This is a genomic window from Gordonia sp. NPDC057258 (genome assembly GCF_042668985.1).
Classification (GTDB): Bacteria; Actinomycetota; Actinomycetes; order Mycobacteriales; family Mycobacteriaceae; genus Gordonia; species Gordonia hongkongensis.
Genome location: NZ_JBHUXZ010000014.1, coordinates 15,941 through 41,804 on the forward strand (window position 1 = coordinate 15,941; position 25,864 = coordinate 41,804).

The window sequence follows — 25,864 nt, forward strand, 5'->3', positions numbered from 1 at the left end:
AGCACAGTTCAGTCGATGTTTCAATCAATGATTGAATGCGCAGGTTGCTACCGGCGAGTAGTGGGACACTCTGCGGCGACGGTCGGGCGCGACGTAGGCTGGCAGTCGTGGCTGAACACTTTCAAACAGTTGTATTGGGTGCAGGTCCAGGTGGGTACGTAGCCGCGATCCGGTCGGCTCAACTGGGCATGAAAACCGCCGTCATCGAGGAGAAGTACTGGGGCGGTGTGTGTCTGAACGTCGGATGTATCCCGTCCAAGGCCCTGTTGCGCAATGCGGAGCTTGCACACATCTTCAACCATCAGGCCAAGACCTTCGGCATGAGTGGTGACGTGTCCTTCGACTTCGGAGCGGCATTCGACCGCAGCCGCAAGGTCTCGGACGGCATCGTCAAGGGCGTCCACTACCTGATGAAGAAGAACAAGATCACCGAGATCGACGGATACGGGGTGTTCACCGACGCCAAGACCATCAAGGTGGGCGACCGGGAGATCACGTTCGACAACGTCATCATCGACACCGGGTCGACCGTCAAGCTGCTCCCCGGCGTCGAACTGTCGGAGAACGTGGTCACCTACGAAGAGCAGATCCTGACCCGTGAACTGCCCGAGTCCATCGTCATCGTCGGTGCGGGCGCCATCGGCATGGAGTTCGGTTACGTCATGGCCAACTACGGCGTCGACGTCACGATCGTCGAGTTCCTCGACCGCGTGCTCCCCAACGAGGACGCCGACTCCTCGAAGGCCCTCGCCAAGGAGTACAAGAAGCTCGGCATCAAGCTGCTGACCTCCACCCGGGTCCAGAAGGTCACCGACAACGGCGACAGCGTCACCGTCGCCTACACCGACGCCAAGGACAAAGAGGGTGAGCTCACCGTCGACAAGGTCCTCATGTCCGTCGGATTCGCCCCGCGCGTCGAGGGCTTCGGCCTCGACAAGACCGGTGTCGAACTCACCGATCGCGGCGCCATCGCCATCGACGACTACATGCGCACAAACGTCGACGGCATCTACGCCATCGGCGACGTCACCGCCAAACTGCAGCTCGCGCACGTCGCCGAGGCCCAGGGCGTGGTGGCCGCCGAGACCATCGCCGGCGTCGAGACCATGACCCTCGGTGATTACCGGTTCATGCCGCGTGCCACCTTCTGTCAGCCGCAGGTCGCATCGTTCGGCCTCACCGAGGCGCAGGCCAAGGACGAGGGCTACAACGTCAAAGCGACCACGTTCCCGTTCTCGGCCAACGGCAAGGCCCAGGGGCTCGGCGAGACCGCGGGCTTCGCCAAGCTCGTCACCAATGCCGACACCGACGAGCTGCTCGGCGGACACCTGGTGGGCGACAACGTCTCCGAGATGCTCCCGGAGATGACGCTGGCCCACAAGTGGGATCTCACGGCCAAGGAGCTGGCGCGGAACGTGCACACGCACCCGACCATGTCGGAAGCACTGCAGGAGACGTTCCACGGCGCTCTCGGGCACATGATCAACCTGTAGACGTGTGAGTGCAGACGAGCGGGTCCGGGAGTGGACGCTCCCGTGGCCGCTCGACCTGCGGGCAACGGTCGGCCTGCACCGGCGCGGTGCGGGCGACCCGGCGTTCGTCTACGCCAGGGACGGTTCGGTCTGGCGGGCGGTGCACACCCCCGACGGGCCGGGCACCCTGACGATCGCCGTGCGGTCCGGCGTCGTCGTCGGTCGCGCATGGGGTCCCGGCGCGGACTGGTTGCTCGACCAGATGCCGGATTTCCTCGGTGCGCGAGACGATCCCGACGCCCTCGTTCCCCGCGATCCCGTAGTGCGGGAACTGGTGCGCCGCGCCGAGGGTTTGCGGCTCTCACGCACCGACCGGGTCTGGGAGGCGCTCGTCCCCGCGATCCTGGAACAGAAGGTCGTCGGCGCGGAGGCGTTCCGTGCCTGGCGATATCTGGTGCGCCGCTTCGGCTCTCCCGCGCCCGGACCGGTCCCGGAGACCATGCGTGTGCCGCCCGCCCGGCAGGATTGGGTGCGCATCCCGAGCTGGGAGTGGCACCGCAGCGGCATCGAACCGGTCCGCATGCGGACCATTCGCGGCGCCACCACCATCGACGTCGAACGTCATGCGCGGAAGCTCACTGTGCTCCGCGGTGTCGGCCAGTGGACCGAGGCCGAGACGCTGTCGCGGTCGCTCGGCGACCCCGACGTGGTCAACGTCGGCGATTACCACATCCCGAAACTGGTGGGGCTCACCCTGATCGGCGAGGCCGTCGACGACGCCGGGATGCTCGAACTGCTCGAACCCTATGCGGGGCAACGTCAACGAATCATCAGGCTGGTCGCGCGGCGGGGCGTCCGGCCCGAACGGCGCGGCCCGCGGATGACGGTCCGCGACTACCGGGAGTTCTGAGGCGCCTCGGGCCGTCTACGACGCCGACTTGCGCGCCAGCACGAACTGCCCCTGGCCAGTGATCGTCTGCTCGACGTCGTCCGCACCGGCGCGTCGGAGGCGCTCGACGATCTCGTGGTCGTCGAAGATGCGGTACCCGCTCGCCCCGGCGAGCGGCCGGACGCCCGGGAACGAGGTGAGCGGCGTCGTCACCGAGGTGAAGACCACGATCTCGCCACCGGGTGCGGTCACCCGCACCAGCTCGTCGACGACCGGTAGCGGGTCGGGGATCAGATAGAGCGCCGCCAGGCAGGTCACCACGTCGAAGGTGTTGTCGGCGAACGGCAATGCGTGGGCATCACCCCGCAGGAACGCGGCCCGCCCCACCGCGTTGGTCTGCGCGGCCCGCGCCAGCATGGGCGCGGAGAAGTCGATGCCGATGCAGCGACCGTCGCCGGTGAGTCCGTCGGCGATCTCGCGTGTGTAATTGCCGGGGCCGCAGGCGACATCGAGGACCAACCGGTCACCCGGGCGGGCGAGGTAGGCGCGTAGTGCGCGGTCGAAGTCGGCGGTGGAACGGCCGCCGAGGCTGAAGAGCCGGGTGAAGGTCGGCCGCCAGAGATGCTCGTAGATCTCGGCGAAGTACTCGTTGCGCATCAGGCGCTGCGCGATCGACTCCATGTCAGGGGTGTCGCAGTCAGGAGCGGGCGTCGCGCTGGACGCGCAGCGTGTGGATGGTGGTCGCGAGGCTGTCGTATTGACCGACGAGCAGGGTGAACCCGATGAGTTTCCGGTCGTCGAGGTGCCGGGACAACGCCTGCCATGCGATGTCGGAGACGTCCTTGGTCTCGACGAGTTCGTCGACCGCGCGCAGGATCGCCCGTTCACGATCACCCCACCCGGCGTCGGGACCCTCGAGGATGCGGTCGAACTCGTCGGCGGTGATCCCGGCCCGACGACCGAGGCGTCGGTGATGGTCGAGTTCGTAGTCGCAATGCCTCAGGTGGGCCACCCGGAGGATCACCATCTCGGAGTCCTTGCGCGGCAACACACCGAACGGCATCAGCCGGCTGCTGAAGTGGAGCCAACCGCGGAACAACCCCTTCGCGCGACCCAGGGTCGAGAAGATGTGCGCGTCGTCGACACCCATGACGCGTGCGGCCCCCCGCGCGAAGACGAAATTGACCGGCCCGAGCTCCCGGAAACCACCCGGTGCGACGCGAGGTGTGCCCATGGGCCCACGGTAGACTACGCGGACTATGACGCACACCACACGGACGTTCACCAGTGTCGACGAACTGAAGGCCGCGATCGGGGAGGACCTCGGCTCGGGCGAGTGGCTCGTGATCACCCAGGAACGGGTCGACGCCTTCGCCGATGCGACCGGCGATCACCAGTGGATTCACGTCGACCCCGAGCGTGCGAAGTCCGGTCCGTTCGGGACGACCATCGCGCACGGATACCTGACGGTGTCGCTGCTGCCGATGATCGCGGGGAAGATCTTCACCGTCGAGGGCCCCAAGCTGGTCCTGAACTACGGCATGAACAAGCTGCGCTTCCCGAACCCGGTGAAGGTCGGCGCCCGCATCCGCTCGAACGCGGTGATCACCTCGGTCGAGGAGACCCCCAAGGGCGTGAACATGGTCGTCACCAACACCGTCGAGATCGAGGGCGAGGCGAAGCCCGCGTGCGTCGCCGAGAACCTTCGCGTCCTCGTCTTCTGACCGGGGCGGCTCCTCGACGCTCAGCGGCGGCACTCGTCGACGGCCGGTTCGCCGCGTAGCCGGCGGTCGAGCCAGTCGAGGGCGACGGGGAAGCCGAGCAGCGCCGCGCTGATGTGTTCACCGAAGACCTCGCGGTAGGCCATGACCGCACCGAGGGCGCATTGTTCGCGGTAGAGGGCGCGGGCGCCGGCCGCAGGTATCCACCACTCGTGGGTCCCGTGGTAGATCAGCAGCGGGATCACCGAGGCGCGGTCGGCCATCGCGGTCAGCCGATAGATCCGCTCGGCGGTCGGCGACCGGAACGGGTCGGGATCACTCGAGAGCAACTGCATCGGCAGGAAGGTGCCACCGGCCACCGCCTCGGGGATCACGCACACGTTCTTCAACGGCGACGACGCGAGCCAACGCGCGGGCCGGTTCGTGAGGGCCAGGATCTCCGGACGCTCGCGCGCGATGCCGACGGTGGCCGCGTGGAACAGGCCGGTCGCGAGGTTCGCGTTCATGCTCCCGACCAGCATGCGGAAGTCGGCCGGGACACCGCCGAGAGCCGCGCCGACGACACGGTCGGTGAGCTCGGGTGCGTACTCGCCCAGTAGTTTCGCCGCACCGTGGGTGGCGATGGCGCCGCCCGAGTACCCGGTCATGGCGATCCGGCTGCGGCGCAACAATTCCGGGCGCACATGGAGGGCCGCGCGGACGGCGTCGAGGATCACGTGCCCGGCGAGTACCGGCTCCGCGTAGGCCATCCGGGGTCCCTGGTGGTCGGGCACGAGAACCGCATAGCCCTCGTGCAGCGCCAGCTGGGTCGTCGGCGGGATCAGGTCGGTGACGCCCGTCGCGATGGAAAACCCGTGCGCGAGTGTGTATCCGGGTGTGCAGGCGGCACCGAGTGAGTCGATCGGCAGGTTGTTCACGAGCATCGGCGTCGGTGCCCTGGCCGTTCGACGCGGGACCAGCAGGGTCGCGGTGCCGAAGATCGGCGCCCCGACGGCATCGGTGCTGCGGAACTTGATCAGCGTCGCCGATCGGAGCGGTACCGTCACCACCGGCCCGGCGGCGGCGGTGACGTCGCGGGTGGCGATCACGTCTCCCGGGGCGCGTGAATACAGGTCGGCCGGCCACCGGTCGAACATCGGGTCACCTGTCGGGGACGGCAGGATAGATTCGCGCAATTCGAGTGCGCGGTGGTCGAATCCGTCGGCCCGCGCACGAGGCGGGATCGTGCGAAGCCGAGGAATGGGCGGCGGTGGCACCGCGCGGTCGATGGCGCCTGCGACGGGCGGCGGCAGCGGCATCATGTTCGGCGGGTCCGCGGCCGATGGCCCGGCGGACAGCGAGCCGACGGCGGCCACCAGCAGCGCGGCGACCACCAGCACGGTGGCCGTCCACACCGCCCGGCGTCGAAGCGCGTGCCGGGTTTCCGTCATGGCGGTGCCTCCGCGTCGAAGAGCGCTTCGTCGGTGACCTTAGGACAGTCGACCCGGCGCGGACCTCCGTTGCGCATCGATGGTCGCCGCACCGAGATGTAACCGTGATGTGCGGCGCGATAGGCGGTTTCGCGTGTCACCCGACCGGACTACATGGGTGTCGCCATGGATGGTCGCTCCCGCGCAGGCCGTCGTCACCGACTAGCATTGGCGGAGGTCATCGCGGTTCGAGTCGTCAGAGGTGCTGCCGGGGGGGCGGGCGACTCGACGATGGCCGAGGTGAGACGGGAGGTTGGCGATGCCGGCCAGGGGTGTTCTTCGACGATCGGTCCGACGCGCAGCGGTCGCGGTGACGGCGACGTGTGCCGCCGCGGCGCTCCTCGCGGGCCCCACCGGGGCGAGTGGTCCCGCCGACGCCGAGCCGCCCAATCTCACCGCGGTCCCGCCACAGTTGCCGGCGGACGTCGACGGCCTGATCCCGGCGCCGCCGGTCGAGAAGCTGTCGCGCATCCCGGAACGGTCCCGGATTCCCGGCGCCTCCCGTGAACTGCAAGAACTGCGCGAGGCGATCATGCCGTCGCCCAGTGGCGACCGGTTCTTCGACCACTGGCCGGCCGGTCTGGCCGCGCGGACACCCGGTGAGGTCCTGACCACGCGGTCGGTGACCCGGGTGGCACAGCCCCTGGTCTTCGTCCCGCTGCGATCGGCGCGGCAGGTCAAGTTCCGGACGACCGACGCCAACGGCGCCCCGATGTTCGGCACGGCCACCCTGCTGGTGCCGGCCAAGGCCTGGACCGGGCGGGGAGACCGCCCCGTCCTGGTCAACAACTCGCCGATCGTCGCGCTGGGCACCAAGTGCACGACGGGCTTCACCTACGCGCACGGTTTCACCAACAACACGAACGAGACCGATCTCATCCCGCCGTTCACCCAGCTCGCGTTGGACCGGGGTTATGCGGTGCTCGTGCCCGACCACACCGGGCCCCGGATGGCCTACGCCGAGCCGTATGTCGCGGGCCACGTGATCCTCGACTCGTTGCGCGCGGCCGGCGCTCTCGACCCGGCGAACTTCGCCCGCGGACCGGTCGCCATGGTCGGCTACTCCGGCGGGGCGATCGCCACCCACGGCGCGGCCAAGCTGGCCGCGAAGTATGCGCCCGACATCGCCGGGCGGTTCGTGGGGGCGGCCATCGGCGGGGTGCCCGCCGACTACCGGACACTCGCCGGCGCCATGAACGCGAACCTCGCGTCCGGGGTCTTCCACGCCGCGATGCTCGGCGTCGCCCGAGAACGGCCCGAGGTCCTCCAGATGTCGAACCATCTGGCGAGATGGCTTGCGACGTCGGAGATCCGCAACATCTGCACCGATGACATGGGCAACCTCGGGATCGCTCACCTGCCGACGCAGCTCCTGTCGACCGACCCCGATCCGTTCCACTCCGCGATCGCCGAAGAGCTCTTCGAGGTCACGTCCATGTCGGATCTGAAGGCGTCGATGCCATTGCTGATCTACCACGGGCGCTACGAGTGGTGGGTTCCCGCAACCCAGGCACGGGCGCTCGCCGCCCAGCAGTGCGATCTCGGTGCGACGGTGACGTACCGGGAGTACGAGGCCGAACACGTGACGGCGGCTGCGGTCGGGTTCCCGGACACCGCGACCTGGCTCGACGAACGTCTGCGCGGAGTGCCCGCTCGGGACGAGTGTCGATGAGTTGTGCTGCGGCCCTTCGTGGCTCGTCGCTATCGCTCCTCGCACCTCAGGGAGCAGAGGGGGGTGGATCAGGGCGCGGCGGGGCGCGTTTCGGTGAGGCTCATGTACGGCGAGACGCTGCTGGTGTGTTCGTCGATGCGAAGTGACGCTCCGACCGCGGGGAACGCGCGCTGGGCGCAGTTGGTCCGCTCGCACACCCGGCAACCGGCGCCGATCGGTGTGACATGCGCCTGCGGTCCGATCTCCAGACCGTCGGAGTAGATCACCCGCGCGGCGTGGCGCAGTTCGCATCCCATGCCGATCGCGAAGGTCTTGCCGGGCTGTCCGTAGCGGGTGGCGCGGCGTTCGACGGTGCGCGCCACCCAGAAGTAGTTCCGGCCGTCGGGCATCTCGGCGATCTGGGTGATGATCTTGCCGGGGTAGGCGAATGTCTCGTAGACGTTCCACAGCGGACAGGTGCCGCCACTGGACGAGAAGTGGAAACCGGTGGCGGACTGACGTTTCGACATGTTCCCGGCTCGGTCCACGCGCACGAACGACCAGGGGATGCCCCGCAGGTTGGGCCGCTGCAGCGTCGAGAGACGGTGGCAGATCGTCTCGTAGGAGACGGCGTAGAAGGCCGAGAGGCGTTCGATGTCGTACCGGAAATCCTCTGCGGCGCCGTGGAATTGACTGTAGGGAAGGACGACTGCGGCGGCGAAGTAGTTCGCCAGACCGAGGAGTCCCAGCGCCCGGGCGTCCTCGCCGCTGAAGTTCGCCTCGTCGACCAGTTTGTCCAGGAGGTCCTGGTACTCGAGATAGCAGAGCTCGCTGGCGAGTTTGAACGTCCGCTGACCTGCCGAGAGCGACGCGGAGAACTCCAGACGCCGGGCCTCGCGGTCGAACCGGTGCAGGGTGTAGTCCCCGAGGTCGACGCGGCGCACGATGCTGATGCCGTGGACGCTCTCGATGCGGTTCATGATCTCGCGCCGGATGTCGGCGGAGTGCATCCGCATCCGGGTCGTCATCTCCTCGGCAACGACATCGAGCTCGTGAATGTAGTTGCGGCGCTGGTAGAAATAGTCCCGCACCTCCTCGTGCGGCGCGCTGATGGTGCCGCGCATGCTGCGGTCGCCCCGCTCGTCGGTCGCCGCCGCGAGCTGATCGGTGGCGACCCGGTAGCGGCGGTGCAGGTTCACCATCGCCTGGGCCATCTCGGGATGCGACGCGACCATCGCGCTGAGCCCTTGGGCGTCGAGCGCGCCGGGGGAGGCCTCGAGGTCGTCGTCGAGCAGCGCCTCACGCAGCTCGGCGACCAGCCGGACATCGTCCTGGCTGTCGAAGAACCCGGCGTCGACGCCGAAGGCCTCGGTGATCTTGGACAGCACCGACGCGGTCAGCGGACGGGCATCGTGTTCGATCTGGTTCAGGTACGACGCCGAGATCGACAGGGTCTGCGCGAGGGCAACCTGCGACAGGCCGCGCTCGGAACGCAACTGGCGCAACCGCGAGCCCACGTAGGTCCTGCTCATCGTCCACCTCCCGGACAGGTGCTGCCGCGTCGCGCGTCGTCCCCAGGGTACGGTGACCGCGTGCTACCCCTCCTCGGCCGACGCCGCCCGCCGGCAGCGCTGGCCGCGTCGATCGTGGCAGTGGCGCTCGGCCTCGCGGGGTGCGCGGGCGACCCGGGGGAAACGACGGCTCCCCGCGGTCCCGCCGATCTCGTGCTGTCCGAAGCCCAGCTGCCGCCGGGGTACACATCCGCCCCGCTGTCGGCGGTGGATCTCGTCGCCGGGAACCGGGCCGCCATCGACGCCTCCCGATCGGTGCGCGTCACGCCCGAGTACTGCCGGCCCACCTCCGACGCCGCGCTCAACGACCAGCTGACCGCCGACAACTCGGCGGTGCTGGCCGCCCGTGACGGCGCGACGGGCACCCTCGTCGAACTGGTCACCACCGCATCGCGCGACATCGACGCCGACCGGCTCACCACGACCGGCCGCTGCTCTCGGACCACGACGGAGATCACCACCGGCAACCTGGCGGGCAGTCGGGTGCTCACGGTGTACACCGAACTGCCCCAGCCGGAGATCGACGGCGGGTTGCTGCCAGGGGAGCAGATGCTGCTCACGCGATCCGACGTCACGACGACCCTGCCCGACGGCGGTGTCCGGCGGCAGATCGGGTTCGCCGGGTACGCCGTGCTCGACCGGCCGGCATCAGGGCCGTTGACGATGCAGCTGACGGTGTCGGGTGCGACCACCCGTGCGAGCGATCCGCCGTCCATCCCGGTGGAGCCGATCGAACCGTCGGTGTTCGCGGATCTCTTCGAGACCGCCGTCGAGCGCGTCACCACACCCTGACGGCCGCCGTCCGCTGTCCGCGGACCGTGCCGCACTGGTGTGATGGACATCACTTTCGGGTATCCGGCCGTCGAGGTCGGGGTCCGAGGGCCTCCGGGCTGATGGATCGGCGCGACTACTCGTGAGTAGAAAATCCCAGTACGGACGTACTTTTTGGCGGAAGTAGACCCTGCGTTCACAGAACTATATTCGCAAACTTTGCAAACAGTTGGCGAAAAATAGCCCCCATTTACATGCTTCGAGGGTTGGACCTGCGGGTTTGTGTTGTGGCACCCTTGCTGCAGGCACCACCGATACCACGTCGACGGGTTCGCAAACCTCGGCCGAGACTGACGCCGATCGCGATCACACACCCCAGACGAGGACATCGGCTGTCTGTCAGCAGAGAGGTTCCGGCGGCGCGCCGGGCCGTCGCCCCGATCCGGTCCCCGGTCGGGACGAGCAGGACAACGAAAGCGAAGCAGCCAATGAGCAACGTCGGAAAGCCCCGTACCGCCGCGGAGATCCAGCAGGACTGGGACACCAACCCGCGCTGGAAGGGCATCAAGCGCGATTACACCGCCGAGCAGGTCGCCGAGCTCCAGGGCTCGGTCGTCGAGGAGCACACCCTCGCCCGCCGCGGCGCCGAGATCCTGTGGGACGGCGTGACCAAGGGTGACGGCAGCTACATCAACGCCCTGGGCGCTCTCACCGGTAACCAGGCCGTGCAGCAGGTCCGCGCCGGCCTGAAGGCCGTGTACCTCTCGGGTTGGCAGGTCGCTGGTGACGCGAACCTGTCCGGCCACACCTACCCCGACCAGTCGCTCTACCCGGCCAACTCGGTCCCGAGCGTCGTGCGTCGCATCAACAACGCGCTGCTGCGTGCCGACGAGATCGCCCGCGTCGAGGGTGACAACTCGGTCGACAACTGGGTCGTGCCGATCGTGGCCGACGGTGAGGCCGGCTTCGGCGGCGCCCTCAACGTCTACGAACTGCAGAAGGCCATGATCGCCGCGGGTGCCGCCGGTACCCACTGGGAGGATCAGCTCGCGTCGGAGAAGAAGTGCGGCCACCTCGGTGGCAAGGTGCTCATCCCGACCCAGCAGCACGTCCGCACCCTGAACTCGGCTCGTCTCGCCGCCGACGTCGCCGGTGTCCCCACCGTCGTGATCGCCCGCACCGATGCCGAGGCCGCGACGCTGATCACCTCCGACGTCGACGACCGCGACAAGCAGTTCGTCACCGGTGAGCGCACCGCCGAGGGCTACTACCACGTGAAGAACGGCATCGAGCCGTGCATCGAGCGTGCGAAGTCCTACGCGCCCTACGCCGACATGATCTGGATGGAGACCGGTACCCCGGATCTCGAGCTGGCCCGCAAGTTCGCCGAGGCCGTCAAGGCCGAGTACCCCGACCAGCTGCTGTCCTACAACTGCAGCCCGTCGTTCAACTGGAGCAAGCACCTCGACGACAGCACCATCGCGAAGTTCCAGAACGAGCTGGGCGCCATGGGCTTCACCTTCCAGTTCATCACGCTGGCCGGCTTCCACTCGCTGAACTACGGCATGTTCGACCTGGCCTACGGCTACGCCCGCGAGCAGATGTCGGCGTTCGTCGACCTGCAGAACCGCGAGTTCAAGGCTGCCGAGGAGCGCGGCTTCACCGCCGTCAAGCACCAGCGTGAGGTCGGCGCCGGCTACTTCGACAACATCGCCACCACCGTCGACCCCAACACCTCGACCGCTGCTCTCAAGGGCTCGACCGAGGAAGGCCAGTTCCACTAGGAACTCGCCACCTTTGTGATCTAGGCGAACCAGGCAGGCGGTCCGCGGCTTTCGCTGCGGGCCGCCTGTTGGCGTATCCCGGGCTCGACGCGTGCCCGGAGGGTCACCCATGTTCTTGCGAAATCGGTTCTTGCCGAGGACGTTTTCACCCGAGGAGCCGACATGACAAACCAGAAGATCTCCCGCGTCGGCGTGGTGGGGGCGGGGCAGATGGGCGCGGGGATCGCCGAGGTGTGCGCGCGGGCCCACGCCGACGTGCTCGTCTACGAGCACAGCCGAGAACTCGTCGTCGCCGGTCGCGCCCGGATTCTCCGATCACTCGATCGCGGTGTGTCGAGCGGCAAACTGACCGAACGCGAACGCGACCAGGCGTCGATGCGACTCCGCTTCACCACTGACCTGGGCGACTTCGCCGATCGCCACCTCGTGTGCGAGGCCGTCGTCGAGGACGAGGTGGTCAAGACCGAGATCTTCGCCCAACTCGACAAGGTCGTGACCGACCCCGGGGCAGTCCTGGCGTCGAACACATCGTCCATCCCGATCATGAAGCTGGGCATGGCAACCCAGAACACCGCCCGCGTCATCGGCATGCACTTCTTCAACCCCGTACCGGTTCTCCCGCTGGTCGAACTCGTCACCACCCTGACGACCGCTCCGGAGATCGTCGAGCGCGCCGAGACCTTCGCCCACGACGTGTTGGGCAAGCAGGTGGTCCGGTCGGCCGATCGATCCGGATTCGTCGTGAACGCTTTGCTGATCCCGTATCTGCTCTCATCCATCCGGATGGTGGAGAGCGGTGTCGCGACCGTCGACGACATCGACAAGGCCATGGTCATCGGGTGTGCGCACCCGATGGGTCCCCTCAAGCTGGCCGATCTAGTCGGACTCGACACGATCAAGGCCATCGCCGACCGGATGTACGAGGAGTTCAAGGAGCCGCTCTACGCACCGCCTCCGCTGCTCTTGCGCATGGTCGAGGCGGGGCGACTGGGCAAGAAGGCCGACGACGGCTTCTACCGGTACGCCTGATCGACGCCGGTCCGGCGGGCCCTCTGGGGTGACGTGTGTCACGAGTGTTAGCAAGATGCTTGCATTTGCTAGCACAGCGTGGATACTGGTTATCGGAAACACCAATACCGATGGCGCCGCGGTTCCCTTATCTCGCGCGGTGTGAGCCGAATCGAATTGGCTTGCAACACCGACCGTTTCGAGGCGGCAGGCGACGGATTGTTCCGACATGCGCCCGGCGAAGTCGCCGAGATCAACGAGACCGCATGTGCTGCAGCGCGATTGGTGACCCGACCGAAGGAGTCCACTGTGACCACCACCGAACGTAACTACGCCCCCCTCTATGCCGCCGTCGGCGCCGGCGACTACGCCTTCGCCCAGGTGACCGAGAAGCTGACCGAACTGCGTGAGCGCACCGAGGCTGCTGCCGAGACCGCCCAGTCGCGTCTCGAGGCCCGCTACGCCGAGACCAAGACCCTGATCACGGATCTGCCCGAGGCCGCCCAGACGCGTTTCGACGAGGCCAAGACCCGCATCGGCTCGCTGTCCGAGGAGGTCCCGAGCGACCTCGACGAACTGCGTGGCAAGCTGACCGCCGAGGAGTTCAAGCGCCTCGCCGACCCCTACGTCGAGAAGGCCTACGGCTTCTACACTTCGCTCGCCGAGCGCGGCGAGGCCACCCTCGAGCGCCTGCGCACCAAGCCGCTCGTCCAGGAGAACCTGTCGCGCGCCGAGAAGGTCTACAACGACGCCGTCGACCTGACCGAGGACGCCCTCGGCGTCGTGTCGACCCAGACCCGCCTCGTCGGTGATCGTGCGGCGAAGCTCGCCGGCCGTGCGAGCGAGCAGGTCGAGGACGTCGCCGTCGCGATCGAAGAGGCCGGCAGCAGCGTCAAGGAGCAGGCCGACGACGCGGCCAAGGAGATCGACGGCGCCGCAGGCACTGTCGAGGCCAAGGGCCGTGCCGCCAAGGCTCCGCCGGCCAAGAAGGTCGCCGAGGCCAAGGACACCCCGGTGCCGGCCGTGAAGAAGACCGCCGCCAAGAAGGCGCCGGCCAAGAAGGCCCCGGTCAAGAAGCCGACCACCGCGAAGTAAGTCGCACACAGTCGCATACGGCAACGCCCCCGCTTCCGGCGGGGGCGTTGTCGTGTGTGGGGGGCGCCTTTGTCTCGGGACGAGGTCCCTGTCCCGCGGTGGTGTTTCCGTCCCGCTGATGAGATCTGATCAGCGGGAGGGAAGCGGGGCCGCGGGACTCAGCTCATCGACTCGAACTTCTCCAGCCATGGCCGGAGCAGGCCGATGAAGGACCCGTCCTCGAGCATCGACCAGGTCCAGCGCACGACGACGGGGCCCAGCGCGCGGATCTCGTCCTCGCGCAGCTTCTCCTGCAGCACGACGTCGGCCACCGTCATCCCTGATGGCCGAAGGCGGCCGTATTTGACCATGCCGTCGAACTCCCCGACGAGCTTCGCCCCCCAGTCGAAGTCGACACGGTAGACGCCGCTCCGCGCACAGTACTCGCGTTGCAGTCGTGGAGCAGGCAGGCCGGCCTCGATCATCTGCGCCCGACTCCACGATTCGCCGACGCTTTCGGCCGCCCCATCGGCCAGTGCCAGCGCACGCCGAGCCACTCGACCTCCGCGCCGACGACGAGAGGCGAGCATCCGGCCCATGAGCTCACGATCGGCGCCTGCTCGAAGTGCCTGGTCGAAGGCGGTGAGGGCCTGTGCGAAGTCGCCCCCGGCCGCTACATCGACAGCGGTTCGCTCGATTCTGGTGACGGGTATTCCGTCGACGACGGCGAGCTCGTCTGCCGTCAGGGCGGCGGCGTGAACGTGACGATGCGTCGCGATGAATCCGCCGGCCTTCTTGCCGTTGGTGACGTGAACGCGTTCGGTGGCGGGCTTCAGCAGCGGAATGCCGAGCACCGCGGCGGCCGAGACGTGACTCAGTGGCAACTGTGGTGCGCTCGCCGGCTGTGACGTGGCGATCGCGACAGACTTGAGGCGGTGCAACTCCTGGTCGCCTTCGTGCCCGGCGAAGTCGTCGGATGCCGGCACGTAGACGCCGGGGATGAGCCGGATCAGGTCCCCGGCGGATACCGCTGCAGCAAGCAGGTTGTCGGAGAAGGCCGCATCGAGTGCGGCGCCGCGACGGATCAGACCGTAGCGGTCCAGTGGGTAGCTGGTCATCTCTATTCGACGCAGCGGAGGGCGTCTCGGCTCCATCGGGTTTTCCCCAACCTTCCCGCGGTCCCGCTTCCGTCCCGCTGATGAGATCCGATCAGCGGGACGGAAACAGCACCGCGGGAGCGAGACTCCGCGACGGCGCCGGTCAGGGCGTCCGGATGGTGAGGACCGCGAGCGCGCCGTCGTCGCTGCGGTAGGTGTGCGGAACGTCGGACAGCCAGTGCAGGGATTCGCCCGGTCCCGCCGCGCGTTCCTCGCCGGCGCGACCGGCCCGGAGATGGCCGCTGACGACATATACGTGCTCGATGACGCCGGGCCCGTGCGCGGGCGACTCCCTGGTCCCGCCCGGGCTGACGCGCAACCAGAAAACCTCGGTGACCGAGCCGTCGTCGTGATGCTCGACGTGGAGCACCCGGGCGGCGAGGTGGGGGCCGGCGCCTTCGACTCCGGATTCCTCGCCCAGGAGGGCGGACAGCGGCACGCCGAGCGGACCGGCAATGGCGTACAGCGTGTCGAGGGTCGGATTTCGTTGTCCACTTTCTAGTTCGGACAGCGAACCCTTGCCGATCCGCGCTTCCCGGGCGAGGCCTGACAAGCTCAGGCCCCGCTGCTTTCGGATGGCGGAGATCCGGGCCCCGACCGCGCGTCGTCGATCCTCGCCGGGTGTCATCGTCCTCGTCTCGTTCCCGTCGCTGCCGACAACCACTGTTCTGTTTACGGAACGATACCGCTATGCTCGCGACATGACCAGTCCCGCGCCGCCGGCTCGCAGTGAGCCGATCATCGCCGGAGTCGTCACCTCGCTTGTTGGTTTCACCTCGTCGTTCGTCGTGGTGGTCACCGGCTTGCGGGCCGTGGGCGCCAGTCCGGCACAAGCGGCGTCGGGTCTGCTCGTGCTGACGATTCTGTTCGGACTCGGATCGATTGTGCTGTCGCTGCGCACCCGCCGACCGGTGACGCTGGCGTGGTCGACCCCGGGCGCGGCACTCCTCGTGTCGGCGGGTGCGTCCTACGACGCCGGGTGGACGGCGGCGGTCGGGGCGTTCCTGGTGGTGGGGTTGCTGATCCTCGCGACCGGACTGGTCCCCGCACTCGGCGAACTCATCGGCCGGATTCCGACGCCGATCGCCCAGGCCATGCTGGCCGGCGTGCTGCTCACCCTCTGCCTCGCGCCGATGACGTCGCTGGCCGCACAACCGTGGTCGACACTTCCGATCCTCGTCGTGTGGCTCCTCGCGATGCGGTGGCTGCCCCGGTGGGCGCTGCCACTGGCCCTGGTCACCGCGCTGGTCGTGATCGGGGTCAACCTCGCCGTCGACGGATACGACGGTTGGGCGGGTGAGACGTGGTGGCCGCAGTTGGTCTGGACGACACCGGCTTTCGACGCGACGGCGATCGTCGGACTGGCGGTCCCGCTCTACATCGTCACCATGGCCTCGCAGAACGTTCCCGGGGTGGCCGTGCTCAAGTCCTTCGGCTACGAGACGCCCTGGCGTCCGGCGATGTTCGTGACCGGCGCGGGAACCGTACTCGGAGCGCCGTTCGGCGGACACGCCATCAACCTCGCGGCGCTGTCCGCGGCACTGGCCGCGGGTCCGGAGGCGGGCGCCGACCGATCACGGCGATGGATCGCCGGTGTGGCGACGGGGTCGACGAGCCTCGTACTAGCGGTGCTGTCGGGTGCGCTGGTCGTCGTCACGGCGATCGCGCCGGACGGACTGCTCGAAGCCGTTGCGGGACTTGCGCTCCTGGCCACGTTCGTGGCCGCGATCATGGGGGCGTTCGAGAAGCCGGAGTTCCGCATTCCTGCGGCACTGGCGTTCGTGACCGCGGCCGCGGGCGTTACCTTCGGGGGGATCGGTGGCGCGTTCTGGGCGCTTGTCGTCGGGCTGGCGGCGCACGGGGTGCTCAGTCGGCGCCCGGTTCCTGCTCCCTGAGGTGCGAGCGAAGCGAGCCACGAAGGGCCTGGCGAGGCACGTCACCAAGCCCTTCGTGGCTCGTCGCTTGCGCTCCTCGCACCTCAGGGACCATTTGGTGTGCGGCTCTTTCGGATTGGGGAGCGGAATTCAGTCCGCGGCGGCGAGTCGTCTCTTCTCGGCCTCGACGTCGAAATCGGCGGCGGGCCAGTCGAGGTCGAGGCGAGTGAGCGCGTCGATGAGCAGTTCGCACACCGCGAGGCGCGCGAACCACTTGCGGTTCGACGGGATGACGAACCACGGCGCGGAGTCGCGGTCGGTCAGGTCGAAGATCGCCTGGTATGCCTCGAGGTAGGCGTCCCAGTGACCGCGTTCGTCGACATCGCCCGGGTTGTACTTCCAGTACTTGTCGGGTCTTTCGAGGCGCGCGGCGAGGCGGCTCTTCTGCTCGTCCTTCGACACCACGAGGCAACACTTGACTACGGTGGTCCCGCCGGCGACGAGTTCGGACTCGAACTGGTTGATCAGGTCGTAGCGTTTCTCCCACACCGACTGCGGGACGAGGTCGTGCACCCGGACGGGGAGGACGTCCTCGTAGTGCGACCGGTCGAAGATCCCGATCCGGCCCGCGGGCGGAAGGGCGCGGTGGATACGCCACAGGAAGTCGTGCTGCAACTCCTCTTTGGTGGGTTTGCCGAACCCTTTGATCGACAGACCCTGTGGGTCCATCATCCCGCCCACGTGGCGCACGATGCCGCCCTTGCCGGCGGTGTCCATGCCCTGCAGCACGAGCAGAACCGAGCGGTGGTCACCGGCCCGGCCGTTGGCGTACAACAACTCCTGGAGATCGGCGAGAACCTCGCCGCGCTGCGCGAGCAACTCCGTGCCGGAGGCCTTGTCGCCTTCGAAGCCCGGCGTCGTCTCCGGGTCGAACGACGCGATCGGCCCGATGGCCCCGGCGCGCAGGGCATCGGCGGCGGGAGTGGTCCAACCAGCGGTCATGGGGTCCTTTCGGGGTCGGATGCGGGCGCCGGCTCGGCCGGGGGTGGGAACAGCGGCCCGCCACCGAACGCCGTGCGATGTGAATCCGGCGGCGTGCCATCGTTGTTCACGATCCCATAGGCGGAACCGAGTTCGGCGGTGACGAGCGTGCGGCCGCTGAGGTCGGACAGCCCGGGATCGGCCGCGAGCCGGGAGATGACCCGGCCGACGAACTCGGGGTCCTCCGCGCGGGCGAGCGAGAAACCGGCGAATTCGTCGACGCCCAGCGACAGCAACAGCTCGGTGCGGATCAGGCCGAGCCACAACGAGATCGAGCTGACACCGGTGCCCCGCAGCTCCACCGCCATGTCCGCGGCCATCTTGTCCAGGGCGGTCTTGCTCATCCCGTACAGGACCGAGTGCAGATGGCCGCGCGAGCCGAACGACGAGATGTTGGCGATGAGTCCGCGGCCGGCGTCGGTCATGAGCCGGGCCGCGTGCACCGAGGCCACGTAATGCGCTCGCAGTCCGACGCCGATCAGGGTGTCCCAGTCGTCGACCGGTCGCTTCCAGAACGGGTCGGAGAACCCGCCGAAACCCTTCGGCGCGGCCCACGCGTTGTTGACGAGAAGATCCAGACCGCCTGCGCCGAAGGTGATCTCGTCGAACACCGCGGCCACCGCGGCGTCGTCGGCGTGATCGCAGGGCAGCGCGCGGGCGCCGTCGGGGCCGGTCCCCTGTCGCGACGTGACATACGTCGTCCACCCGTCGTCGATGAGCGCACGAGCGATGCCGTACCCGACGCCGCGACTGCCGCCGGTGACGAGAGCGACGCGCGTCATCAGGCGCCGGGGGTCCCGGAGGCGGGATCGGCGGGCAGGGGGTCGGCGGGTGGGGGATCGAAGAGCGCAGGCGGCGCCGCCAGGAACTTCTCCCGGGACCCGTTGACCTGCCATACACCCACGACCGCGCTCCAGACCATCATGGTCAGATAATCCACGACTTCGTCGGCGCTGAGGGTGCGTTTGGTCATCCACCAGTCCACGACGTGCTGGATACCGCCCACGAGCGCGTGCGACCAGAGCTCGGCGCCGGTGGTATCTGCGCCGCGTTCGGCCATCCGCAGCTGGATGTTCCCCATCACCAACTGGGTGACCAGACGCACCGAATCGGCGGGCGCTGGTGACGAGGTGGGCGAACTGGCCAGGGCGAACCGGTACAGCTGCGGTTCGTCGTCGACGGCGTGCACGTACACCCCGATGATGGTGTGGGTGAGCGTGTACTCGTCGAGATCGTCGGCGATGGCCTCGGTCAGCCGCGGGTAGATCGTCTTCTCGAAGAACCGCACCGTCGTCGCGACGCCGAGGTCGCTCTTGTCGGCGAAGTAGCGGTACAGGACGGTCTTGGAGACGCCGATGTGGGCGGCGATCTCGTCCATTCCGACGTCGGCGCCCAGTTCACGGACCGCGGCGATGACACCGTCGGTGAGTTCGGTGCGTCGGGCGAGCTTGTGCTTCTCCCACCGCTGTTTGCGACCGTCGGGTTTGGCGCCGGTCTCGGCGACCGACTCGGTGACCGTCGTCAGGACCTGTTCCAGCCCGCGCGTCACGTTGGCCGCGGCCGCCACTGCGGCGCGCGCGGCCGCGGCGGGATTCGGGCGGTTGGCCATCACGCAGCCAGCGTAGTCGCTCGATGGGTGACACTGGTTCCATGGCATCGACAGTCATCCCAGGAGTCGCCGGTCAGCACGACGGTCCGCCGGCCACGGCGTCCGCGCCCGGATTCGGCGGGAACAGCGCCGGCGACGAGGGCAGACGCAGGGACCTTCGCAAGATGAAAGCGGTGGCCACCGGCTTCCTGGTCTTCGCCGCGATCGTGTATCTGTTCACCCGCTACCTCGAGCATCGCGACGGCGCCGACGTCGCGGCCTGGGTCGGCTACGTCCGCGCGGCCTCCGAAGCCGGGATGGTCGGCGCGCTGGCCGACTGGTTCGCGGTGACCGCCCTGTTCCGCCACCCGCTGGGCATCCCGATCCCGCACACGGCTCTGATCCGCAAGAAGAAGGACGACATCGGCGAACAACTCGGCGGCTTCATCGAAGAGAACTTCATGACGCCCGATGTGGTGGTGTACCGAGCCGAGCAGCTGGATCTGCCCCGACGGTTGTCGACGTGGGTGGCCGACCCGCGCAACGCGCCGCGGGTGAGTGGCGAAGCCGCCCGAGCGATCAAGCTCGCCGCGGAGATGCTGCGCGACGAGGACGTCGAACAACTCATCCAGGCCGCGTTGAAGTGGGCGGCCGAACCCCAGTGGGCGCCGCCCACCGGCCGCATCCTCGAACAGCTGATCGCCGAGGATCGTCTGGAGCCGGTATTCCAGCTGCTGTGTGACCGGGCTCATGAATGGGCGGTCGGCAGCCAGGATCTGATCGATCGGGTCGTGGACCGGGACGGACCCCAGTGGACGCCGAAGTTCGTCAACAGTCTGGTGGGGGACCGGATCTATCGCGAGCTCGTCGACTTCACCTACAAGGTGCGAGTGGATCCCGATCACGAATTACGGCGTGCCATGCACGAATTCGTGGAGAAGTTCGCCGACGATCTGCAACACGACCCCGAGATGATCGCCAAGTTCGAGGCTCTCAAGCTCGAACTGGTCGGGCGCGACGAGGTGACCGGTGCCGCGTCGACGGCGTGGCAGACCGGCAAGGCCGTCATCGAGGAGATGCTGTCGGACCCGAACAGCACGCTGCGGAACACTTTGTCGGACTCCATCATCCAACTCGCGGAACGTGTCCGCGACGACCGGCCGCTGCAGGAGAAGATGAACGGCTGGGTGGCGCGGGTCGCGCACCACGTCGCCGCGAACTACTCACAGGAGATCATCTCGGTCATCACCGAGACCGTGCGTGGTTGGGATGCCGATGACACGAGCCGCAAGATCGAACTACAGGTCGGCCGCGACCTGCAGTTCATCCGGATCAACGGCACCGTCGTCGGCGCACTCGCTGGGCTCGTCATCTACTCCACCTCGGTGCTGATCTTCTCCTGACGCATCGTCGCCGCATCGTTCGCGGCGTCGAACCGGGAGTTTGCTGTGTGCTTGCACGGGCTAGCACTGGTGTTGATACTGGGAGAACGGGCCGAAAGTCGGACACATCGCCGAACGTCGGGCCCCACCATGAGAACGGAGCGTTGATGCAGTCCGAGAAGGATGAAGCGTCCCCCGGCGCGGACCACGCCTCGGTCGCCGACTCCGCCGCACCGGGTGAAAGCTCCACTGCTGACCGCGTTTCCGGCGCCGAGGTGGCCGGCGACGACCCTGATTCGACGACCCCCATCGCGGTGGAGGCGGTCGAGGCCGTCGCCAACGCGGCCCAGGACATCGGTGCGTTCATCCGGTCCCAGCGGGTCGCGGGCAAGGTCTCGCTGCGCCAGCTCGCCGAGCGGGCGGGCGTGAGCAACCCCTACCTGAGCCAGATCGAACGCGGCCTGCGGAAACCGTCGGCGGAAGTGCTCGCCCAGATCGCCAAGGGTCTCCGCGTGTCGGCCGAGGTCCTGTACGTGCGGGCGGGGATACTCGAAGAACGGCCCGCGAGCCCGGTCCGTGATGCTCTCATCGCAGATGACTCCATCAACGAACGTCAGAAGCAGATGTTGCTGGAGATCTACGAGTCGTTCCGGAAAGAGAACACGATCGAGTCGACCGGCAAGGAGTAGTTGATGAGCGAGAACCCGTTGACCACAGCCGTGGGGCAGGTGGCTGCCTTGCTCGCAGACGTACGTGAGCGCGGCGAGGCCGCGAGCGAGCAAGCCCAGACGAGGCTCGTCGAGACCGTCGGGTCGACCCAGGCGAAGGTCGCCGACGCGCAATCCAAGATCGCCGAGACCGTCGAGAACACCCAGTCCAAACTCGCCGAGACGGTCGGTTCGACACAGTCCAAGCTCGAGGCGCGGATCACCGGTTCGCGGGACGACGCCCAGGCCCGGATCGACGAGGCGCTCGCCACGGCACTGGCCATCTTCGAGGAGGCGAGGACCAAACTGTCGGCGCTGCCGGTCGAATTGCCCGCCGAGATCGAGGATCTGAAGGCGCGGTTCTCCCCGGAGGAGCTGCGCAAGGTGGCCGAGGCGTACCTCGCGGTGGCCGCGGGACTGCTGACCGCGCTGGCGGAACGACGCGACGAGGCGGTGGAGAAGCTCAAGTCACAACCGCTCGTCGGCGAGAACCTGCCGAAGCTCGAGAAGGTGTACAACGACGCCGTCGGTCTCACCGAAGACGCGCTGGGGACGATCTCCGAGCAGACGCGGGCGGTCGGCGAACGTGCGCTGAAGCTGGCGAACCGGGCCGACGACGCGCCCCGCGACGAGAAGCCACGCATCGAGCCGCCGGTGAAGTCGGAAGGCGACATCGTTCCGCCGGCGAAGGCCGCGACGAAGGCGGCACCGGCGAAGAAGGCGGCACCCGCCGAGAAAGCCGCGGTCACGACGGCGCCGGCCAAGGAAGCGGCGAAGAAGGCATCGCCGGCGAAAGAAGTGGCGAAGAAGGCCCCGGCGACGAAGACTCCGGCGACCAAGGTCCCGGCCAAGAGTTCGCCGGCCAAGAAAACCCCGGCCAAGAGCGCTCCGGCGAAGAAGGCGGCGGCAAAGGAGGCGGCGACGAAGACGGCGGCGCCGGCCAAGGCGCCCGCCAAGAAGGCCGCCGCCGTCAAGGGTCCGGCCGAGCGGGCTGCCGCGAAGGCCGCCGCCAAGAAGGCCCCGGCGAAGAAGACCCCGGCAAAGAAGACTCCGGCGAAGAAGGCTGCGACCACACAGACCGCGGCCAAGAAGACCCCGGCGAAAAAGGCCGCCGCGAAGCAGACCCCGGCCAAGAAGGCTGCTGCCAAAAAGGCCCCGGCGAAAAAGGCGTCTCCCGGCGCCGAATGATCGTCGACGGGCCGGGTGACCGCACCGCGTCGTAGGGTGTCGCAGCAAACGGCACTCGCGCGACTACAGTGTTCGACGTGGACTTCTTCAGCGTAATGGCCTACGGCCAGAGTCTGATCATGCTGACCCTCACGGTGGTCGCGGGCATCGCCTCGACCGTCGCGCTCATCCACGCCGCCATCCAGCGGCCCGACGCCTTCCCGGCGGTGGATCGGCAGAGCAAGGTCATCTGGGTCTCGATCCTCGCCGCCGCGACCCTGTTCATCTGGTTCTTCGGTGCGGTGAACTTCCTGGGCATCATCGGAGTGGTCGCGATGCTCGTCTACCTCGTCGACGTACGCAAACGGGTCGACGACATCCAGGGCAAGTCCTGGTTCAGCAAAAGGGCCTGACGCATCGTGGCGGAGTATCGGATCAACGACCTGGCGGAGGCGTCCGGGGTCAGCGTTCGCAACATCCGGGTCTATCAGGACCGCGGACTGTTGCCGCCGCCCACCATTCGCGGACGCGCCGGTTGGTATTCCGACCAGCACCTCGTCCGGCTGAACCTGATCTCGCGCATGCTCGAGCGCGGTTACACCTTCGCCACCATCAGTGAGCTGCTGCACGCGGCGCATCACGGCATGCGGGTGGAGCAGATCCTGCGCGGCACACCGAAGGGCGGCCGGTTCCGCAACTTCAAGCGCGCGGCGACGATCACCATCACCGAGTTGCGCAAGACGCTGAACGCCAGCGACCGGTCGATCGCGCTCAGCCAGAAGCTCGGACTGCTGGCGAAGGACGGCGCGCACTACGCGATTCGCAACCCGGAATTGCTCGAGGGGGCCGAAATCCTGGTCAAGAGTGGGGTCGACATCGATGTCCTGCTCGACCGGTGGGTCCGCGTTCAGGAAGACCTCGAAGATGTCGCCACCAGCTTCGTCTCGATCATCACCGACAAGTACTTCGACGAGAACCTCCCCGACCTGGGCGAGGCCGGCGTCAGCGAGATGGCCGACCTCATCCAGACGGTTCGGCCCATCGCCCACGACATCGTCGAGACGACGTTCCGCAAGGCGCTCGACGAGCAGATCTCCAAGGCGATCGGGGAGGCGGCGACCTACTTCGACGCCGAGGTGCCCCCGCCGGTCCTGCCCGCCGACGAGGAGTCAGAGCCGGCACAGGCGGACTGTGAGACAACGGACGTTGGTACATTGAACCCCGAGACGGGGCGCTGAGCCGGATTCGGTGCCTTGCAGAGGACCAGTGAGGTCCTCGACAGGTGAGGAGTGCCGGATGAACACGAAGTCAGTGGCCAGTGCGGGCAGCGTTGCCACCGCGATCGGGGCGGGCGTGGTCGCGCTGGGGATCGGAACCGTCTTCGCGCGACTCGCGCGCGAGGCACTGCAGGCCGAATTCGCCGTCGACGACGGCCCGGACGATCTCCTCACCCGCCCGGACAACGCCCCGCAACGTCTCGAGGTCCCGACCGCGGACGGGGCCCGTCTCAATGTCGAGGTCTACGGTGACCCCGACGGCCCCGGCGCCGACGACACCGGCGACGTCATCGTGATGGTCCACGGCTGGACCTGCAACACCGCCTACTGGTACCCGCAGATCAACCACCTGGCCGCCTCCGAGGGTGGCTCCCGCCGGGTCGTCACCTACGACCAGCGCGGCCACGGTGGCAGTGAGCGCGGCCACCGCCGACCGACCGTCGCCATGCTCGGTGAGGACCTCGACGCGGTGCTCGAGGCGGCAGTGCCGCCCGGGCGCCGCGCGATCCTGGTGGGACACAGCATGGGTGGCATGACCATCATGTCGTGGGCGGCCCAGTATCCCGAGAAGGTCGGATCGCTGGTGTCGTCGGTGGTGCTGGTCTCGACCGCCGCCAAGGCGGTCATGGACAACCACCTGCTGATCCCGGTCGATCTGCCGGTGTACGCCAAACCGTTCGCGCCGGCCGCCGCGAAGATGATCACCTCGGTCCCGGTTCCGATCCCGAAGACGTCCTACGGCGTCCGCTTCTCGCACTACATCGCGCTGGGGCCGCACGCCCGCCGGGCGCACGTCGAGCTCGTCGACGAGATGATCGGCTCGTGCCCGCCGCGCGCTCGGGCCGGATGGGGTTCGGCAATGGGGAAGCTCGACGTGACCGCCGGACTCGAGGCGTTGACGGTGCCGACCACCGTGGTCGTCGGCACCGAGGACCGGCTCACCCCGCAGGTACACGCCGAGCAGATAGCGGAGGTGTTGCGGCGCAACGGCTCCCTGCGCGACCTGGTGGTCTACGAGGGTGTCGGACACATGTCGAGCATCGAGGCCGCCGAGCGCTTCAACGCCCTGCTCGACGAGGTCGTCGCCGAGAGTTCCCGGGAGACAGCGGATCTGAAGGACACCCAGTCGGTCTGACCGGTCCTTCCCGTCACAGACTGCAGTTGACCAGAACCGGCTCGGGCCGCAATGTCACCCCGAACGCCTCGACGACGCCGTCGCGGACCTCGCGAGCCAGATCGAGGAGCTGGGCGGTGGTCGCGGCGCCCCGATTGGTCAGCGCCAGAGTGTGCTTCGTCGAGAGTCGGACCGCCGCGTCCGGGCCCGGGTGCCCACGGTGGAAGCCTGCCCGTTCGATCAGCCACCCGGCCGACAGTTTGATCGCCGCGTCGGTGTCATCGGTGCCTGCGCGATAGGTGGGGATCGCGACATCGTCGCCGACGCGCGCCGCGATCCGGTCGAGCACCGCCGGGGCGTCATCGCCCGGCACGATCGGGTTGGTGAAGAACGAGCCGGCGCTCCAGGTGTCGAAGTCCGTCGTGTCGAGCACCATGCCCTTGCCCGCGCGCAGGTCGAGCACGGCTGCACGCGCCGTGGCGGCGTCGACCCGATCGTCCGGTTCGACCCCCACGCGGGTCGCGAGTTCGCGGTAGCGGATCGGCTGGCTCACGCGATCGTCGTTGAGCCAGAACGAGACCGCGACGACCACGAAGTCGTGCCGGTGCTTGAGCTTGCTGGTCCGGTAGCCGAGACCGAGCTCGGTGGGGGAGACCCACCGCAGGTTGCCGGAGCGTCGATCGAGGACCTGAACCGATCGGAGGATGTCGGCCACCTCGACGCCGTAGGCCCCGACGTTCTGCACCGGGGTCGCCCCGGCCGCGCCGGGGATCCCGGAGAGGCACTCGAGCCCGCCGAAACCGGCGTCGACCGTCGCGGCGACCAGCTCGTCCCAGCCCACGCCGGCGTCGGCGACCACGTGCGGCCGTCCCGACTCACGGCCAGAACCGAACTCGACGCGGCCGCTGGCGAGTACGACCGCCGTCCCGTCGAACCCGGCGTCGCCGATGACGAGGTTGGAACCGCCGCCGACGACGAGGACCGGCTCGGACCGTGCATCGAGGTCGAGGATGGTCTCCACGATGGTGCGGGTGTCTTCGCAGCGGATGATCTCGCGCGCGGGCCCACCCAGGCGAAGGGTGGTCAGCTCGGCGAGGGGCGCGCTCAGCGGCGCCTGCGTGTCGGTCACGTCCTCAACGTTAACCGG

At 68.1% G+C, this 25,864-nt stretch carries 25 protein-coding genes; 15 read left to right on the top strand and 10 right to left on the bottom strand.

Going from position 1 to position 25,864, the window contains the following annotated elements:
• Nucleotides 1-107 precede the first annotated feature (107 nt).
• Together lpdA and ACFUEJ_RS12135 are read left to right on the top strand one after the other, a co-directional pair.
• Nucleotides 108-1,493, top strand: a complete 1,386-nt coding sequence (lpdA, locus tag ACFUEJ_RS12130) for a dihydrolipoyl dehydrogenase (protein ID WP_065630145.1) — start codon at nucleotides 108-110, stop codon at nucleotides 1,491-1,493.
• 4 nt (nucleotides 1,494-1,497) lie between these two features.
• Complete coding sequence (locus ACFUEJ_RS12135; RefSeq protein ID WP_388029616.1) at nucleotides 1,498-2,382, top strand: DNA-3-methyladenine glycosylase family protein; 885 nt, start codon at nucleotides 1,498-1,500, stop codon at nucleotides 2,380-2,382.
• Nucleotides 2,383-2,397: 15 nt separating this feature from the next.
• Here ACFUEJ_RS12135 and ACFUEJ_RS12140 read toward each other — a convergent pair whose 3' ends face one another.
• Complete coding sequence (locus tag ACFUEJ_RS12140) at nucleotides 2,398-3,042, bottom strand: class I SAM-dependent methyltransferase (RefSeq protein ID WP_247451239.1); 645 nt, start codon at nucleotides 3,040-3,042, stop codon at nucleotides 2,398-2,400.
• Between the two features lie 16 nt (nucleotides 3,043-3,058).
• Nucleotides 3,059-3,595: a carboxymuconolactone decarboxylase family protein gene (locus ACFUEJ_RS12145; RefSeq protein WP_247451241.1), complete on the bottom strand. Its 537-nt coding sequence runs from the start codon at nucleotides 3,593-3,595 to the stop codon at nucleotides 3,059-3,061.
• 25 nt (nucleotides 3,596-3,620) lie between these two features.
• Here ACFUEJ_RS12145 and ACFUEJ_RS12150 point away from each other — a divergent pair, with 25 nt between their 5' ends.
• A complete protein-coding gene (locus tag ACFUEJ_RS12150; RefSeq protein WP_388029620.1) occupies nucleotides 3,621-4,085 on the top strand; it encodes a MaoC family dehydratase in 465 nt (154 codons plus the stop codon).
• Between the two features lie 20 nt (nucleotides 4,086-4,105).
• Here ACFUEJ_RS12150 and ACFUEJ_RS12155 read toward each other — a convergent pair whose 3' ends face one another.
• Complete coding sequence (locus ACFUEJ_RS12155) at nucleotides 4,106-5,512, bottom strand: lipase family protein (protein WP_388029623.1); 1,407 nt, start codon at nucleotides 5,510-5,512, stop codon at nucleotides 4,106-4,108.
• Nucleotides 5,513-5,810: 298 nt separating this feature from the next.
• Here ACFUEJ_RS12155 and ACFUEJ_RS12160 point away from each other — a divergent pair, with 298 nt between their 5' ends.
• Nucleotides 5,811-7,223: a lipase family protein gene (locus tag ACFUEJ_RS12160; protein WP_388029625.1), complete on the top strand. Its 1,413-nt coding sequence runs from the start codon at nucleotides 5,811-5,813 to the stop codon at nucleotides 7,221-7,223.
• Nucleotides 7,224-7,291: 68 nt separating this feature from the next.
• On the opposite strand, the gene ramB is transcribed toward ACFUEJ_RS12160, so the two are convergent.
• Nucleotides 7,292-8,734 carry an acetate metabolism transcriptional regulator RamB gene (ramB, locus tag ACFUEJ_RS12165; protein ID WP_058251281.1) on the bottom strand — a complete coding sequence of 481 codons (1,443 nt, stop codon included), beginning with the start codon at nucleotides 8,732-8,734 and terminating at the stop codon, nucleotides 7,292-7,294.
• A 60-nt stretch (nucleotides 8,735-8,794) separates the two neighbouring features.
• Here ramB and ACFUEJ_RS12170 point away from each other — a divergent pair, with 60 nt between their 5' ends.
• From ACFUEJ_RS12170 to ACFUEJ_RS12185, 4 genes are all read left to right on the top strand, one after another.
• The gene (locus tag ACFUEJ_RS12170; RefSeq protein ID WP_159370042.1) at nucleotides 8,795-9,565 is read left to right on the top strand and encodes a hypothetical protein; all 771 of its coding nucleotides are present in this window, start codon (nucleotides 8,795-8,797) and stop codon (nucleotides 9,563-9,565) included.
• A gap of 467 nt (nucleotides 9,566-10,032) precedes the next feature.
• A complete protein-coding gene (aceA, locus tag ACFUEJ_RS12175) occupies nucleotides 10,033-11,328 on the top strand; it encodes an isocitrate lyase (RefSeq protein ID WP_058251280.1) in 1,296 nt (431 codons plus the stop codon).
• A 162-nt stretch (nucleotides 11,329-11,490) separates the two neighbouring features.
• Nucleotides 11,491-12,357: a 3-hydroxybutyryl-CoA dehydrogenase gene (locus ACFUEJ_RS12180; RefSeq protein WP_159370043.1), complete on the top strand. Its 867-nt coding sequence runs from the start codon at nucleotides 11,491-11,493 to the stop codon at nucleotides 12,355-12,357.
• 288 nt (nucleotides 12,358-12,645) lie between these two features.
• Nucleotides 12,646-13,431 (top strand): heparin-binding hemagglutinin, encoded by a 786-nt coding sequence (locus ACFUEJ_RS12185; RefSeq protein WP_388029629.1) that lies wholly within the window; start codon nucleotides 12,646-12,648, stop codon nucleotides 13,429-13,431.
• A gap of 158 nt (nucleotides 13,432-13,589) precedes the next feature.
• Here ACFUEJ_RS12185 and ACFUEJ_RS12190 read toward each other — a convergent pair whose 3' ends face one another.
• Together ACFUEJ_RS12190 and ACFUEJ_RS12195 are read right to left on the bottom strand one after the other, a co-directional pair.
• Nucleotides 13,590-14,528 carry a hypothetical protein gene (locus ACFUEJ_RS12190; protein ID WP_165630622.1) on the bottom strand — a complete coding sequence of 313 codons (939 nt, stop codon included), beginning with the start codon at nucleotides 14,526-14,528 and terminating at the stop codon, nucleotides 13,590-13,592.
• A 142-nt stretch (nucleotides 14,529-14,670) separates the two neighbouring features.
• Nucleotides 14,671-15,195 (bottom strand): XRE family transcriptional regulator, encoded by a 525-nt coding sequence (locus ACFUEJ_RS12195; protein ID WP_311277754.1) that lies wholly within the window; start codon nucleotides 15,193-15,195, stop codon nucleotides 14,671-14,673.
• 73 nt (nucleotides 15,196-15,268) lie between these two features.
• Here ACFUEJ_RS12195 and ACFUEJ_RS12200 point away from each other — a divergent pair, with 73 nt between their 5' ends.
• Nucleotides 15,269-16,462, top strand: coding sequence for a benzoate/H(+) symporter BenE family transporter (locus ACFUEJ_RS12200; RefSeq protein ID WP_311277753.1), 1,194 nt, complete (start codon nucleotides 15,269-15,271; stop codon nucleotides 16,460-16,462).
• 129 nt (nucleotides 16,463-16,591) lie between these two features.
• On the opposite strand, the gene ACFUEJ_RS12205 is transcribed toward ACFUEJ_RS12200, so the two are convergent.
• The 3 genes from ACFUEJ_RS12205 to ACFUEJ_RS12215 are packed head-to-tail and all read right to left on the bottom strand — an operon-like array spanning nucleotide 16,592 to nucleotide 19,091.
• On the bottom strand, nucleotides 16,592-17,443 hold the full coding sequence (locus ACFUEJ_RS12205) for a PPK2 family polyphosphate kinase (protein ID WP_159370047.1): 852 nt from the start codon (nucleotides 17,441-17,443) through the stop codon (nucleotides 16,592-16,594).
• Nucleotides 17,440-18,264, bottom strand: coding sequence for an SDR family NAD(P)-dependent oxidoreductase (locus ACFUEJ_RS12210; protein ID WP_137810855.1), 825 nt, complete (start codon nucleotides 18,262-18,264; stop codon nucleotides 17,440-17,442). The genes ACFUEJ_RS12205 and ACFUEJ_RS12210 overlap by 4 nt, the downstream gene beginning before the upstream one ends.
• The gene (locus tag ACFUEJ_RS12215) at nucleotides 18,264-19,091 is read right to left on the bottom strand and encodes a TetR/AcrR family transcriptional regulator (RefSeq protein WP_338857706.1); all 828 of its coding nucleotides are present in this window, start codon (nucleotides 19,089-19,091) and stop codon (nucleotides 18,264-18,266) included. Before ACFUEJ_RS12215 ends, ACFUEJ_RS12210 begins: the two co-directional genes overlap by 1 nt.
• Before the next feature lie 41 nt (nucleotides 19,092-19,132).
• Here ACFUEJ_RS12215 and ACFUEJ_RS12220 point away from each other — a divergent pair, with 41 nt between their 5' ends.
• The 6 genes from ACFUEJ_RS12220 (at nucleotide 19,133) to ACFUEJ_RS12245 (ending at nucleotide 24,738) form a co-directional block, all read left to right on the top strand.
• The gene (locus tag ACFUEJ_RS12220) at nucleotides 19,133-20,473 is read left to right on the top strand and encodes a DUF445 domain-containing protein (RefSeq protein WP_058251273.1); all 1,341 of its coding nucleotides are present in this window, start codon (nucleotides 19,133-19,135) and stop codon (nucleotides 20,471-20,473) included.
• A 146-nt stretch (nucleotides 20,474-20,619) separates the two neighbouring features.
• Entirely contained in the window at nucleotides 20,620-21,141 is a 522-nt protein-coding gene (locus ACFUEJ_RS12225) for a helix-turn-helix domain-containing protein (RefSeq protein WP_065630156.1), read from the top strand.
• Nucleotides 21,142-21,144: 3 nt separating this feature from the next.
• A complete protein-coding gene (locus ACFUEJ_RS12230) occupies nucleotides 21,145-22,347 on the top strand; it encodes a heparin-binding hemagglutinin (protein WP_338856741.1) in 1,203 nt (400 codons plus the stop codon).
• A 68-nt stretch (nucleotides 22,348-22,415) separates the two neighbouring features.
• Nucleotides 22,416-22,739, top strand: coding sequence for a DUF2516 family protein (locus ACFUEJ_RS12235; protein ID WP_058251270.1), 324 nt, complete (start codon nucleotides 22,416-22,418; stop codon nucleotides 22,737-22,739).
• A 6-nt stretch (nucleotides 22,740-22,745) separates the two neighbouring features.
• Nucleotides 22,746-23,564 (top strand): MerR family transcriptional regulator, encoded by an 819-nt coding sequence (locus ACFUEJ_RS12240; protein ID WP_388029636.1) that lies wholly within the window; start codon nucleotides 22,746-22,748, stop codon nucleotides 23,562-23,564.
• A 58-nt stretch (nucleotides 23,565-23,622) separates the two neighbouring features.
• Nucleotides 23,623-24,738, top strand: coding sequence for an alpha/beta fold hydrolase (locus ACFUEJ_RS12245; RefSeq protein WP_137810496.1), 1,116 nt, complete (start codon nucleotides 23,623-23,625; stop codon nucleotides 24,736-24,738).
• 13 nt (nucleotides 24,739-24,751) lie between these two features.
• On the opposite strand, the gene ACFUEJ_RS12250 is transcribed toward ACFUEJ_RS12245, so the two are convergent.
• Entirely contained in the window at nucleotides 24,752-25,846 is a 1,095-nt protein-coding gene (locus ACFUEJ_RS12250; protein WP_388029640.1) for a UDP-N-acetylmuramate dehydrogenase, read from the bottom strand.
• Between the last annotated feature and the right edge of the window lie 18 nt (nucleotides 25,847-25,864).